The following is a 12,774-nucleotide window of genomic DNA, read 5'->3' as shown; positions in this document are numbered from 1 at the left end:
AAGACTACTGGACAAACGGCCAGCCTCACTGCACCAGAGGCCTCGCCTCACTGCCTGCAGCAAAAATGGCCCAAAAGGTAAAAGGGTCCGAAAAAGCGAATGGAAAGGTTCACAAGGGTAAAAGCCCTACCCGAAAGGGCCGCCGTCAGCGGGGAAAAGCAAAAGGCTGCACGGCACGAATGCGTCACTCCTGGAGAACATTGATCACCGCACCAGCAAAAGGTGGCAAGTAGCCAAAGAAATACCTGCGACCACTAATGTTACTTTCACCTTGTTCACTGCACCTCGGATAGGCGAAAAGCCCGCCCCATGAATCATTTATGGAGCAGGCGATGTTCTCTATTTTCCGCCGCAATAAAGTGCTACCCGCCCAAGGCCCCTCCCCTAACGGGTTTATGCAGCCGGCCTCCAGCCAAGCACTGCTGGGAACCCCGCGCCGCCAGAAACTACTGGAGAACATCTGGCAGCGCGCCTCGTTATCCCGCTCCCAGTTTGTCGAACTCTACCGGCGTCCACTTGAGCGCTACGCAGAGTTGGTCCAGCAGCTCCCTGCCTCGCAAAACCACCACCATGCACACCCTGGCGGCATGCTGGATCACGGGCTTGAAATCGTCGCCTATGCCTTGAAGATTCGACAGACATACCTGCTCCCTATAGGCGCACCACCAGAGTCTCAGTCGGCACAGGCTGAAGCATGGACTGCCGCGGCTGCTTATGGCGCTCTGATACACGACCTCGGCAAGATCGCCGTCGACGTGCATATCGAACTGGAGGGGGGCAAAACTTGGCACCCCTGGCATGGCCCAATCAATCGTCCCTATCGCTTTCGTTACGTCAAGGGACGCAACTACCAACTGCACGGCGCCGCTGCCGCACTGATCTACGCGCAGATCCTCTCCTCGGAGATTTTGGACTGGCTCAGTGACTTCCCTGAAGTGTGGTCGCAGTTGATCTTTGTCTTGGCCGGTCAATACGAACACGCCGGCATTCTGGGCGAGATCATCGTCAAGGCCGACCAGGCGTCCGTCGCCCAGGAGCTCGGCGGAAACCCAGCCCGCGCACTGTCCGCGCCAAAACAGTCTTTGCAGCGTCAATTGGCAGACGGGCTGCGTTACTTGGTCCGAGATACATTCAAACTGAACCAACCCGATGGACCGTCAGATGGATGGCTGACACAGGATGCTCTTTGGTTGGTCAGCAAGCCTATTTCCGATCAGCTACGCGCTTACTTGCTGACACAGGGTGTTGAGGGCGTTCCCAGTTCGAATGCCCCCTTCTTCAACATGCTGCAAGATCAGGGAGTAATTCAGACAAACGCTCAGGACAAGGCCATCTGGAAGGCCACGATTGATAATGGCCGTGGCTGGCGCAACACACTCACGCTACTGAAGCTCTCACCGGCACTGATCTGGAATAATCCCAATGATCGGCCCGAAACGTACACAGGCATCGTTGAGGTAGAGGTTGGCCAACCGACAGAGGAGCAGACAGAGAACACACTGAACACAGAGCCCAAGGAAGCGACGTTTCAGCCCATTGAGCCCAAGATTGCCCCAACCGAAGCCGTCACGGCAATAAGCTCTGCAACAACGCGCCCCCCTCCTGCAAGCGACCCCGCTGAAATTGACGCGCTGCTCTCTCTTCTTGGTAGTATCAATGAGCCACCAGACAACTCTAATAACAAAAACAGCGTAAACGTCTCGTCGGCGAACACAACCCCTTCGGCACCGGAGAGTTTTCAGCCTTCCCAAGCCCACGAGTCAGGAGGTGTATTTCCAGAAACAGTCCAAGGGGCCGACCCAGTGCCGAATAGTCCTGTCGAGCTAGGTCAGGGATTTGTCGAGTGGCTTAAAAAAAGCGTCGCCTCGCGCACCCTTGTCATCAACGACGCCAAAGCGCTGGTTCACACCGTGGCGGGAACTGCCTTGCTTGTCACGCCCGGCATCTTCAAACGCTATGTCCTGGAACATCCCCAAATAGAACGTCTAGCCAAGACACAGCAGGTCACAGCCTGGCAGTTGGTCCAGCGCAGCTTCGAGAAACAGAAACTTCATCGAAAAACCCAGAACAGTTTGAACATCTGGACGTGCGACGTCGTTGGTCCTCGCAAATCAAAACAGCTTAAGGGCTATTTGCTTCGGGATCCACTCACGATTTTCACGGAAGTCCCTTTCGACAACACCAGTTTGTCGCTCAGATCAGAATCAATGGAGCCCACACAATGACCACACTCTTGAAACTCACGGAGGATTACATCCTTGCACGCGATCTACGCCCAGATACTGAGACAATCTACCGTAGATCAGCCAAAGTTTTACTCGAACACTTTGGGGCTACCCCCATCGAGGAGATCGACCACCTTGCGGTTCTGGCGTGGCGAAAGAAAAAACTAGAAAGCGGTCTGGGCAAGCGCAGTTGGAACACCTATTCAAGCCATTTGCGCACTGTTTGGAGCTTTGCCCTGGAGCAAGAGCTGATCACCCATACTGCGGTCAATCCATTCAAAAAAACCAGTGTGATCCCCCCGAAACGGGGCAGCAAGACGGTGTCCCATGAAGCGATCCGGAAGGCGCGGAACTGGCTTCTGGAGTTGGAGGGTACTGAGCGCTGTACACACGAGAGAAGCCAGGTAACTCCTGCATGGTTTTGGCTAGCTGTGTTCGAGGTTTTTTATTACACCGGTATCCGGCTCAATGCTCTATTGCACATCCGATACAAGGACATTGACTGGAACAACCAGATGATTTTGATCCGTGGTGAAACGGAAAAAACTCATCGAGAGTTTTCGGTGCCCATTATGGAGGGGCTCGCACCACACATCTCAAAGATTCTGAAGGAAGCAAAAACGATAGGCTTTGCGGCAAATGACCAGCTTTTCAACGTCAATAGATTCTCTCGCCATTACCATGGCAAGGAAATGAACATCGACCAAGTGGAAGCGATGTACCGTAAGCTGACCAACAAAATCAGTGTGCGGATGACGCCACATCGTTTCAGGCACACCATTGCCACGGATCTGATGAAGCAGCCAGAGCGAAACATCCATCTCACGAAAAGTCTGCTGAACCATTCAAATATCGCAACGACAATGGGCTACATCGAAACCGACCATGCACATATGCGCACAGTCCTGCATGAGCGCAGTGTGATACAGGGAGCACTTAGGAAAATCAGGCGAGAAGATTTAAGCCACTTACCTCAGCCACAGAATGAAGTGCGAAATCTGGCGGTCGAAACTCCGAGGCGTCTGCCGCCGCCCAAGGCCTTGGAGCAGATATCCAAAGCCATGGGGCTGTCGAATGGCCGTGAGCTGGGACAAATGTTGGATGATGTGGTCAGCTACTATCGTCAACCGTCGCCGTCATCAGCCATCCATTCAAAACCGGCAGCAAAACTGAGCGCTATGAGCTCCCTCTTGAAACAATCCTTCAAAAGCTTAAGTGCAAACACTTTAGGATCAATGACGAATGGGATGCGAGGGTTCAAAGCCTCACCATGACCATTCGTCGGGTAGCAGCACCTGGTGAAAGGCGTTTGTGCAATTGCGCACTGTTAGCTCGACCCTGTGACCAGCACCTAGGTGCAGTTGCAGAGTAAAGCTTGGACGCTTCACTAACAAAGTGATGCTTGAAGATCAAAAATGCGAACATTTATGACGCATGGGTTTCGTGCGCGCAAAAAAAAACGCCCAGTGGGCGTTTTTTCTCTTGCTGGTCGGGGTAAGGGGATTCGAACTCCTGACATCCTGCTCCCAAAGCAGGCGCGCTACCGGACTGCGCTATACCCCGGTATATGCACCGAAAAAACCGGTGCATATTGACATCATACGGCATCGAAACTAATGTCTGCCGCAGACGGCTGCATGTCTATTGAGTAGATACCGCTTAACTCGACTCTTAAAAACACACATCCGCTTTGAAAATGGTGGGTCGTGTGGGATTCGAACCTACGACCAATTGGTTAAAAGCCAACTGCTCTACCAACTGAGCTAACGACCCGCTGTGTGGTGGCGCGTATAATACTGATTTCTAAGGATTATTCAACACCTTATTTTAAATAAATCAGAAATAACGCGTCGGGTCAGTAATTCCGGCCGCTTGGAAGCCTTCGGCGCGCAGGCGGCAGCTGTCACATTTCCTACAAGCACGACCATCATTGTCCGCCTGGTAGCAGGAAACAGTCAGCGAGTAGTCGACACCAAGCCCTACACCCGCCTTGACGATCTGCGCCTTGCTCAGGTTTTGCAGTGGCGCCTGGATACGGAAGCCATGCCCTTCTACGCCAGCCTTGGTCGCCAGGTTGGCCATGCGCTCGAACGACTCGACGAACTCTGGGCGACAGTCCGGGTAGCCGGAGTAATCCACCGCGTTGACGCCGATAAAGATGTCGCGGGCGTTAAGCACCTCTGCCCAGCCCAGGGCCAGCGACAGGAACACGGTGTTACGGGCCGGCACGTAGGTGACCGGGATGCCCTCAGTGGGCGCCTCAGGCACGTCAATGGAGCTGTCAGTCAGGGCCGAGCCGCCAATGCCATTGAGGTTCAAGCCGATCACCTTGTGCTCCACCACGCCGAGGTCGTGGGCGACACGGGCGGCGGCGTGCAACTCGGCATGGGAGCGCTGGCCATAGTCGAAGCTCATGGTGTAGCAGCTATAGCCCTCGGCACGCGCCATCGCCACCACGGTCGCGGAGTCGAGGCCGCCAGATAGCAGGATTACGGCACGTTTTTGATCAGTCGTTTGTTCAGTCATTTCAGCGTCCTGGCTCGTCGTTCCAAAGGTATTTATGCAGCTGCAATTGCAGGCGCACCGGCAGATTGTCCGCGACCACCCAATCTGCGAGGTCGCGAGCGTTCAAGTCATGGTGGCTTGGAGAGAACAGCACCTCGCCGGCGCGTCGGTCCAGGCCGTACTGGATCAGCTTGGAGTTGGCCCAGTCATAGTCGTCCCGCGAGCAAATGACAAACTTGACCTGGTCGTTGGCGGTCAGCAGCTCGATATTCTCATAACGGTTGCGATGCGCTTCTTTGGAGTCCGGGGTCTTCAAGTCAACCACGCGGCTGACGCGCGGATCGACCGCGGAAATATCCAGGGCGCCACTGGTTTCCAGGGACACCTCGTAACCGGCGTCACACAACTGCTTGAGCAAAGGAATGGCATTGGGCTGGGCCAGCGGCTCGCCGCCTGTTACACAGACGTAGCGCGGCCGGAAGCCTGCAACCTGCTCCAGGATGTCGTCGAGGGTACGAATGGTGCCGCCGCTGAAGGCGTAGGCGCTGTCACAGTACTGGCAGCGCAACGGGCAGCCGGTGAGGCGCACAAATACTGTGGGCAGGCCGGCAGTGCGCGTTTCACCCTGTAACGAGTAAAAAACTTCGGTGATGCGTAATGTGTCTTGCATAGTCGCCACGGGCGTAACAGCTAAACAGGCTGTCCGCCTCCGTCAGGCACTTCATGGGATCCCGGCAAAGCGTGAACCCCAGAAAGCGTATTTCATAAAAGGGCGTGGATTCTAACGAAAAAACCCGCGACAGGCGCGGGTTTCTTCCAAGCGGGACAGCAATGCTTACAAGCGTTGCAAATCACGCTGAGCCAACTGGGCGGCAGAGGTACCCGGATATTGGGCCACTACCTGCTGAAGAATGCCTTTGACCTTGTCGGTATGACCCAGGCGGCGCTCTACATCAGCCAGTTTGTACAGCGAATCAGGCACCTTGGCGTGCTTGGGGTAAAGCTGGCTGACCTTGGCAAACGCCTGGCCTGCACCCTGCAAATCACCCTTGGCCAGGTTGACCTCACCCAACCAATACTGGGCATTACCCGCGTACTGGCTGTTTGGATAACGACCCAGGAAAGCGGTGAACGCCTTGCTGGCCTTGTCGAAATCCTTGGCCTTGATCAGGTCGAAGGCTGCGTCGTAATACAGCTTTTCCTTCGCCGGATCAGCCGGTTCGCTGCTGGCGGCAGGGGCCTGAGTGGCGCCTGCGGCTGCACCACCGGCGGCGCTTGCGGCGCCACCGGCAGAAGAATTATCAGGAGTAGCGGCTGGTGTAGCACCGGCTCCTATACGTCGGTCAAGATCCTGGTAACGCTCCAGGCCTTCCTGCTTGAGCTGACGCACTTCATTTTGCAGAACTTCAATGGTGCCTTGTTGCTGCGCCAATTGATCCTGCATGCGTTGCAGTTGGTTGAACAGTTCGCCCTGTGCCGAAGGAGCGGCCGTGGCCGCTCCCCCCGCATAGGCGCCGTTCGTGCCATAACCTGCAGGTGGATAGCTGCTCCCACTATTGTTATAGCCAGAGTTGCTATCTTCCACGGGAACCGCAGCCCACACCGCAAGCGGTGAAAGGCTGAGAGCCAATACGGTTACAACACGACGGCACGTTCGCATGACGAATTACTTACGCAGTTCGACGCGACGGTTTTGAGCCCAGGATTGCTCGTCGTTGCCGGTAGCAACTGGACGCTCTTCACCGTAGGAAACCAGTTCCAGCTGAGCTGGGGAAACACCTTGCAGTACCAGGTAGCGCTGAACGGCTTTCGCACGACGCTCGCCCAGTGCCATGTTGTACTCACGAGTACCACGTTCGTCGGTGTTGCCTTCCAGAACAACGCGAGCGCCGTTACCTTTCAGGTCTTTCGCGTGAACGTCCAGAGCGCGCATGGCTTCTGGCTTCAGGTCCGAACTGTCGTATTCGAAGTAGAAAGTGGTGATCGCGCGCAGAGCAGCTTCTTCGCTCAGGGAGCCGTCAACTGCACCAGTGTTGGCGCCGTAACCAGCGTTTGGATCAACAGCTGCGCCTTCACCGGCATTGTCGCCGCCTTTAGACGAGCAACCAACGGCTACGGACAGAGCCAGAGCCAGAGCAGCAAACTTACCAAACTTCAGCATTTCCATCGTGAAACTCCTAATGAACCCCAGTGTGTTAAGTACTTCTTTTTGTAGCGCCGCGTCAGTTCAGGTAAGGGGACCAGGACGGTTCTCTGACTTCGCCTTGTGCGGTAGGAAGCGGGAGCCTTACGCGTCCATTAATGGACACGAGCATCAAGACTCCCCGGCCCTGCTGGCGGGTGGCGTAGATTACCATGGTGCCGTTGGGCGCAACAGTAGGCGACTCATCAAGAGTGCTATCTGTGAGGATTTTTACGCTTCCGCGCTGCAAATCCTGGGCCGCCACCTTGAAATTAGTGAAACCATCCTGGCGATGGATCATTACTAGGGTCTTTTCATCCGCCGAAAGCTTCGGATTGGCGTTGTAGTTACCAATAAAGGTCACACGCTCCGCACCACCACCGCCAACGCTGCTCTTGTAGATCTGCGGTTTGCCGCCACGGTCTGACGTGAAGTAGATGGTCGAACCATCCTTGCCCCAGAACGGCTCGGTGTTGATACCAGGGCCGGAAGTGACACGGGTGATCTGGCGCGAACCGAGGTTCATCACGTAGATATCCGGGTTACCGTCCTTGGACAGTACGAATGCCAGGCGATTGCCATCCGGCGACCAGGCTGGGGCACCGTTCAGGCCTTCAAAGTTGGTGATCTGCTCACGGCGACCGGTGTCGATGTGCTGGACGAAGATGCGCGGACGCTTCTGCTCGAACGACACGTAGGCAATACGCTTGCCATCTGGCGCAAAACGCGGCGACAGGATCGGCTCGCGCGATTGCAACAGGGTCACTGCACGGGCACCGTCGTAGTCCGAACGTTGCAGGGTGTAGCGGGTGTTGTTCACCGAGAAACGCTCAGCCGTCACGTACAACATGCGGGTAGAGAACGCACCCTTGATACCCACCAGTTTCTCGAACGACTGGTCGGCAATGTAGTGCGCCATGTCCCGCAGTTGGTCAACGCTGCCCGACACGCTACCGGTCAGCACTTGCTGCTCGGTGGCCACGTTGAACAGAGCGTATTGCACCTGCAAGCGACCGCCTGCTGGAACGATGCTACCTACCATCAGGTACTGGGCGCCCAGGGCTTTCCAGTCACGGTAGATCACTTCGCTGCCTTGGGTCGGCTGGCTGATCATGTTCTGTTTCGGAATTGGCGCGTAGTAACCCGAGTTGCGCAGGTCATTACCAATGATTTCCGCCATATCGTCCGGCAGCACGCTGCCGCCCTGCCAGCCAAACGGTACAACCGCAATCGGGGTGGCCCGATCGCTACCGCTGGTTACCAGGATGTTCTTTTCATCCGCCGCCGCTATCCCTGCCATACAGCAAATAACGACAAGCATTCCTCGAAGAAGGTTTCTCACAAGGCTAGATCCTCAGGTGTGAATGTCATCTTGAATGAACGATAGGGAGCGAAGTCGCTTGGTTTCATTCCCTGCATCTCGGTCAACCGGCCAATATTCTTGACCGCTGCAACCGCCGAACTGTCGAACGAACCGTCGCCACTGGACTTGGCCACGCTGACCGAAGTCACCGTACCGTCTGGCAACATGCCGATCTGCAGCACGACTGTCATGCCTTTGCGTGCCGAAGGTGGACGTGTCCAGCCTTCTGCTGCGCGAGCGCGAATCAGATCGTCGAAACTGCCCGCGACTTCGTCACCACGTTCATCGGCCAAGGCCTGCTGACGTTGCGGCGTGTCGGAAAGCAAATCTGCCAAGGCCTGGGCCTTTTTATCTTCGGCGGATTTACGCGCTGCTTCCTGGGCCTTTTTCTTGGAGGCGTCGGCGGCAGCTTTCTTCTTCGCGTCATCGGCGATTTTCTTCTTCGCCTCGTCTGCTTCAGCTTTTTTCTTGGCGTCTTCGGCGGCTTTCTTCTTCGCGTCTTCGACTATCTTTTTCTTGGCTTCTTCAGCGGCCTTTTTCTTGGCCTCTTCTTCAGCCGCTTTCTTGGCTTCTTCTTCAGATTTCTTCTTGGCTATATCAGCCAATTGTTTCTCTTCGGCTTTTTTGGCTTCGGCAGCTTTCTCGGCTTTCTTGGCTTCATCAGCCTTTTTCGCCTCGTCGGCCTTCTTCGCTTCGTCAGCCTTTTTCGATTCTTCGGCCTTTTGAGCCGCCTCGTCTTTCTTTTGTTCCGCAGCAGCCTTCACCGCTTCCTGCTCGACCTTCTTCTGTTCCATCTGTTCGACTTCAGTCTGGCGCGCAGCCGACTTCTGGGCCTCACCGGCAATCTTCTGATTGGTCTGGGTGGTGGCCTGACTTTTCGATTTCAGCTGATACAGGGTCGCCTGCACGATCGGCTTGGCTGGCGGCAGCTCCGGGGTCATGGCAAAGCTGACAAACAGCATGCCAAACACCAGAACGTGCAGGGCAATCGCCCAGACGCTAGGCCAGAAGAAGCTTTCCGAGGCGGACGGCTCTCGCTGTTGCTGCATCAGGGCGCCTCGGTAATCAAGCCAACATTACCGACCCCGGCCTTCTGCAGCCCGCCCATGGCGCCCATGACGGAGCCGTAGTCGACCGACTTGTCACCGCGGATGAACACCTGGGTGTGCTTGCCGCCTTCATTGCCGGCGCGGATGATTTTGGTCACGGCGTCGGTCATCTGCGGCAAGGTCATGGCCTTGTCCTGTTGCTTCTGGGTGTCGACTTCGCTGCCAAGGTTCCAGTAATAGGTCTTGTCAGCCTTGATCGAAATGGTCAGGACCTGGGTGTTGTTGTCCTGCGGCAAGGCTTCGCTGGAAACCTTGGGCAGATCAACCTTCACCCCCTGATTGAGCATCGGCGCGGTCACCATGAAGATCACCAGCAGCACCAGCATCACGTCGATGTAAGGCACTACGTTCATCTCGGCGACCGGCTTGCGCTTTTTGCGAGCTCGAGCGATTAAAGCCATTGGGAATTACCTGCTTATTCTTCGCTGGTGTGCACTTTACGGTGCAGGATCGCCTGGAATTCATCGGCGAAGGTGTAGTAACGGCCAATCAGGGTTTCGCTGGTGGCGGCGAAACGGTTGTAGGCAATTACTGCGGGGATTGCAGCGAACAAGCCGATGGCAGTGGCGATCAGCGCTTCGGCGATACCCGGGGCCACGGTGGCCAGGGTCGCTTGCTGGGCCGTTGCCAGGCCACGGAAGGAGTTCATGATGCCCCATACGGTGCCGAACAGGCCGATATACGGGCTGACCGAACCGACGGTGGCCAGGAACGGCAGGCTCTGCTCGAGCTTTTCTTCCTCACGGGAGATCGCTACGCGCATCGCACGGGCCACGCCTTCCATGACCGCTTCAGGGTCGACGCCGGACTGCTGGCGCAGGCGGGAAAATTCCTTGAAGCCGGCACGAAAGATCTGCTCGACGCCCGAGTCCGGGTCCGGGTTGCTGCCCGCCTGGCGATACAGCTTGGACAGGTCGATACCCGACCAGAAGCGCTCTTCGAAGCTCTCCAGGGCGCGTCGACCGGCGCGCAGCAGGTTGCTGCGCTGGAAAATCATGACCCATGAGGTAACCGATGCGGCTACCAGGGTCAGCATGACCAGTTGAACCACGACACTGGCATTGCTGACCAGGCTCCACATGGAGGAATGGTCGACGACGGTAGGTTCCACGCTAAATCTCCTGCTTTGATTGTTGACCCGCGCCGCTCACGTTGGCAAAGGCCGCACGTAGAGTTTCGGGAATGGCCCTGGGTTTCAAACTGTTGGTGCGCACACACGCCACCAGGAACTGCCCCTCACAGAGCAGCGTTGCATCCGTTGCCCGCCTGACCTGCTGTTTAAAGCGCAGGCTGGCACGGTTCAATTCGATTACTTGCGCGCTGACCAGCAATTCATCGTCCAGTCGCGCCGGCGCGTAGTAACGGGCCTCGCTGGAATGCACGACAAATAACAGGTCCTCCCCTGCCAGCTGGGATTGGGCAAAGCCCAGCTCCCGTAGCCGCTCGGTTCGAGCCCGCTCCATGAACTTTAGATAATTGACGTAATACACGATGCCGCCCGCATCGGTGTCCTCGTAATAAACGCGACAGCGATGTGCGAACGACTGATCCCCGTTTTGCGCGCGCATACTCTAGTGCTTACTCCTCAGGTTGCCAATCCGGCCAGGCAACTGTTTTTCATTCTCTGCAGCATTTCTAACGAAAGAATGACGACGCCAGCCACTAGGACAGCACAAACGCCGAATAAATCGACCCGCCATGCCTTTTTAATCGTCCACTGCATCGAGGAATTCGTCTACCACAGGCATCTCCCCCAATCGTGACGGAATGTTTAACCCAAAGTGCAGATACGCGTGGCGCGTGACCACCCGCCCCCTTGGCGTACGCATGATGTAACCCTGTTGAATCAGGTACGGCTCCAGCACATCCTCAATGGTATGGCGCTCCTCACTGATGGCGGCGGCCAGGCTATCCACGCCCACCGGCCCACCATCGAACTTCTCGATCATGGTCAACAGCAGGCGCCGGTCCTGATGGTCGAAGCCATGTTCATCGACGTCCAGCAGGTTCAACGCCAGGTCGGCCACGGCCTTGGTGATATGGCCCTTGGCCCGCACCTCGGCAAAATCGCGCACCCGGCGCAGCAAACGGTTGGCAATCCGCGGTGTGCCACGGGCCCTGCGGGCAATCTCGAAGGCGCCTTCCGGGTCGAGCGGTAAGCCGAGAATCCCCGCCGAACGGCTGACAATCGTCGCAAGGTCAGCAGTGCTATAGAACTCTAGACGTTGAACAATGCCGAAACGGTCTCGCAACGGGTTGGTCAACATGCCGGCACGGGTGGTGGCGCCGACCAGGGTAAACGGCGGCAGGTCGAGCTTGATCGAGCGCGCGGCCGGCCCTTCGCCAATCATGATATCCAGCTGGAAATCTTCCATGGCCGGGTATAGCACTTCTTCGACGATGGGCGACAACCGGTGGATTTCGTCGATGAACAGCACGTCATGGGGTTCAAGGTTGGTCAGCAACGCAGCCAGGTCGCCCGGGCGCTCCAGCACCGGGCCGGAGGTGCTCTTGATCGACACGCCCATTTCCTGGGCGATGATGTTGGCCAGGGTAGTCTTGCCCAGCCCCGGCGGGCCGAAGATCAGCGTGTGGTCCAGGGACTCGGCACGCCCACGTGCCGCCTGGATGAACAGCTCCATCTGCTCGCGCACGGTGGGCTGGCCAATGTAATCGGCAAGGCTCAGGGGGCGGATGGCCCGGTCCTGGACCTCTTCACGGTCGCGAGGGCCGGTGGCTGCAATCAGACGATCAGCTTCAATCACTTAAATCATTCCCTTCAGGGCTCGGCGGATCATGTCTTCAGCGCTCAGGTTCTTGTCCTTGATGGCCGACACTGCCTTGCTGGCCTCCTGTGGCTTGTAGCCAAGGGAGATCAGCGCATTGACGGCGTCACTTTCGGCGCTGGCGACTTGGGCCGCCGGCATATCCGGCTGGTTTGGCACCAGCGCAAACATGCTTGGCACCACTTCCCAGGCTTTGAAGCGATCCTTGAGCTCCACCAGCAGGCGCTCAGCGGTTTTTTTGCCGACACCCGGCACCTTGGTCAGCGCCGAGGTGTCCTGGGCCGAAACAGCACGTACCAACTCGTCCACTTCCAGGCTCGACATCAAGGCCAGGGCCAGTTTCGGGCCAACGCCATTGAGGCGGATCAGCTCGCGGAAGAAGTCGCGGTCGCGCTTGCCGATGAAACCATAGAGTAGTTGCGCGTCTTCGCGCACCACCAGATGGGTGTGCAACGTTATCGGTTCACCGACCGACGGTAGGCGGTACAGGGTGGTCATGGGCACTTCCAGCTCATACCCCAGCCCGTTTACATCCAGAATCAGGTGCGGCGGCTGTTTCTCAGCCAGGGTGCCGCGCAAGCGTCCAATCACGGTTCAGATCCTT

The 12,774-nt window shown here is 56.9% G+C and carries 13 protein-coding genes and 2 tRNA genes; 2 read left to right on the top strand and 13 right to left on the bottom strand.

Translation table 11 applies throughout. The features are described 5' to 3' along the window. Positions 1-320: 320 nt before the first annotated feature. Together mobH and AC19YY_RS02600 are read left to right on the top strand one after the other, a co-directional pair. Complete coding sequence (mobH, locus tag AC19YY_RS02605) at positions 321-2,225, top strand: MobH family relaxase (RefSeq protein WP_413469178.1); 1,905 nt, start codon at positions 321-323, stop codon at positions 2,223-2,225. Continuing rightward, positions 2,222-3,499, top strand: coding sequence for a site-specific integrase (locus AC19YY_RS02600; protein ID WP_236362356.1), 1,278 nt, complete (start codon positions 2,222-2,224; stop codon positions 3,497-3,499). The genes mobH and AC19YY_RS02600 overlap by 4 nt, the downstream gene beginning before the upstream one ends. A gap of 212 nt (positions 3,500-3,711) precedes the next feature. Here the strand turns inward: AC19YY_RS02600 and AC19YY_RS02595 are convergent. From AC19YY_RS02595 to ruvA, 13 genes are all read right to left on the bottom strand, one after another. Then, positions 3,712-3,788, bottom strand: a tRNA-Pro gene (locus AC19YY_RS02595). A 134-nt stretch (positions 3,789-3,922) separates the two neighbouring features. Further along, positions 3,923-3,998: transfer RNA gene (locus AC19YY_RS02590), tRNA-Lys, on the bottom strand. A 63-nt stretch (positions 3,999-4,061) separates the two neighbouring features. Continuing rightward, positions 4,062-4,751, bottom strand: a complete 690-nt coding sequence (gene queC / locus AC19YY_RS02585; RefSeq protein WP_170056853.1) for a 7-cyano-7-deazaguanine synthase QueC — start codon at positions 4,749-4,751, stop codon at positions 4,062-4,064. 1 nt (position 4,752) lies between these two features. Further along, positions 4,753-5,400 carry a 7-carboxy-7-deazaguanine synthase QueE gene (gene queE, locus AC19YY_RS02580; RefSeq protein WP_057441364.1) on the bottom strand — a complete coding sequence of 216 codons (648 nt, stop codon included), beginning with the start codon at positions 5,398-5,400 and terminating at the stop codon, positions 4,753-4,755. 165 nt (positions 5,401-5,565) lie between these two features. After that, positions 5,566-6,390 carry a tol-pal system protein YbgF gene (gene ybgF, locus AC19YY_RS02575; RefSeq protein ID WP_500603834.1) on the bottom strand — a complete coding sequence of 275 codons (825 nt, stop codon included), beginning with the start codon at positions 6,388-6,390 and terminating at the stop codon, positions 5,566-5,568. A 6-nt stretch (positions 6,391-6,396) separates the two neighbouring features. Continuing rightward, on the bottom strand, positions 6,397-6,897 hold the full coding sequence (gene pal, locus AC19YY_RS02570; RefSeq protein WP_029300299.1) for a peptidoglycan-associated lipoprotein Pal: 501 nt from the start codon (positions 6,895-6,897) through the stop codon (positions 6,397-6,399). A gap of 55 nt (positions 6,898-6,952) precedes the next feature. Further along, positions 6,953-8,233 carry a Tol-Pal system beta propeller repeat protein TolB gene (tolB, locus tag AC19YY_RS02565; RefSeq protein WP_169851059.1) on the bottom strand — a complete coding sequence of 427 codons (1,281 nt, stop codon included), beginning with the start codon at positions 8,231-8,233 and terminating at the stop codon, positions 6,953-6,955. Positions 8,234-8,250: 17 nt separating this feature from the next. Then, positions 8,251-9,324, bottom strand: a complete 1,074-nt coding sequence (gene tolA / locus AC19YY_RS02560) for a cell envelope integrity protein TolA (RefSeq protein WP_029300302.1) — start codon at positions 9,322-9,324, stop codon at positions 8,251-8,253. Further along, positions 9,324-9,776, bottom strand: coding sequence for a protein TolR (gene tolR, locus AC19YY_RS02555; RefSeq protein WP_162473200.1), 453 nt, complete (start codon positions 9,774-9,776; stop codon positions 9,324-9,326). The genes tolA and tolR overlap by 1 nt, the downstream gene beginning before the upstream one ends. 23 nt (positions 9,777-9,799) lie before the next feature. After that, a complete protein-coding gene (gene tolQ, locus AC19YY_RS02550) occupies positions 9,800-10,495 on the bottom strand; it encodes a protein TolQ (protein WP_029300305.1) in 696 nt (231 codons plus the stop codon). A 1-nt stretch (position 10,496) separates the two neighbouring features. Next, positions 10,497-10,952: a tol-pal system-associated acyl-CoA thioesterase gene (ybgC, locus tag AC19YY_RS02545; RefSeq protein ID WP_169954666.1), complete on the bottom strand. Its 456-nt coding sequence runs from the start codon at positions 10,950-10,952 to the stop codon at positions 10,497-10,499. Positions 10,953-11,090: 138 nt separating this feature from the next. Next, positions 11,091-12,149 carry a Holliday junction branch migration DNA helicase RuvB gene (gene ruvB / locus AC19YY_RS02540; RefSeq protein ID WP_029300308.1) on the bottom strand — a complete coding sequence of 353 codons (1,059 nt, stop codon included), beginning with the start codon at positions 12,147-12,149 and terminating at the stop codon, positions 11,091-11,093. Beyond that, positions 12,150-12,761, bottom strand: coding sequence for a Holliday junction branch migration protein RuvA (gene ruvA, locus AC19YY_RS02535; protein WP_003193868.1), 612 nt, complete (start codon positions 12,759-12,761; stop codon positions 12,150-12,152). Positions 12,762-12,774 lie beyond the last annotated feature (13 nt).

This window comes from Pseudomonas sp. MF09156 (assembly GCF_059862305.1).
The sequence above is the reverse complement of the archived record's forward strand: the minus strand, read 5'-3'. Positions and strand labels throughout refer to the sequence as shown.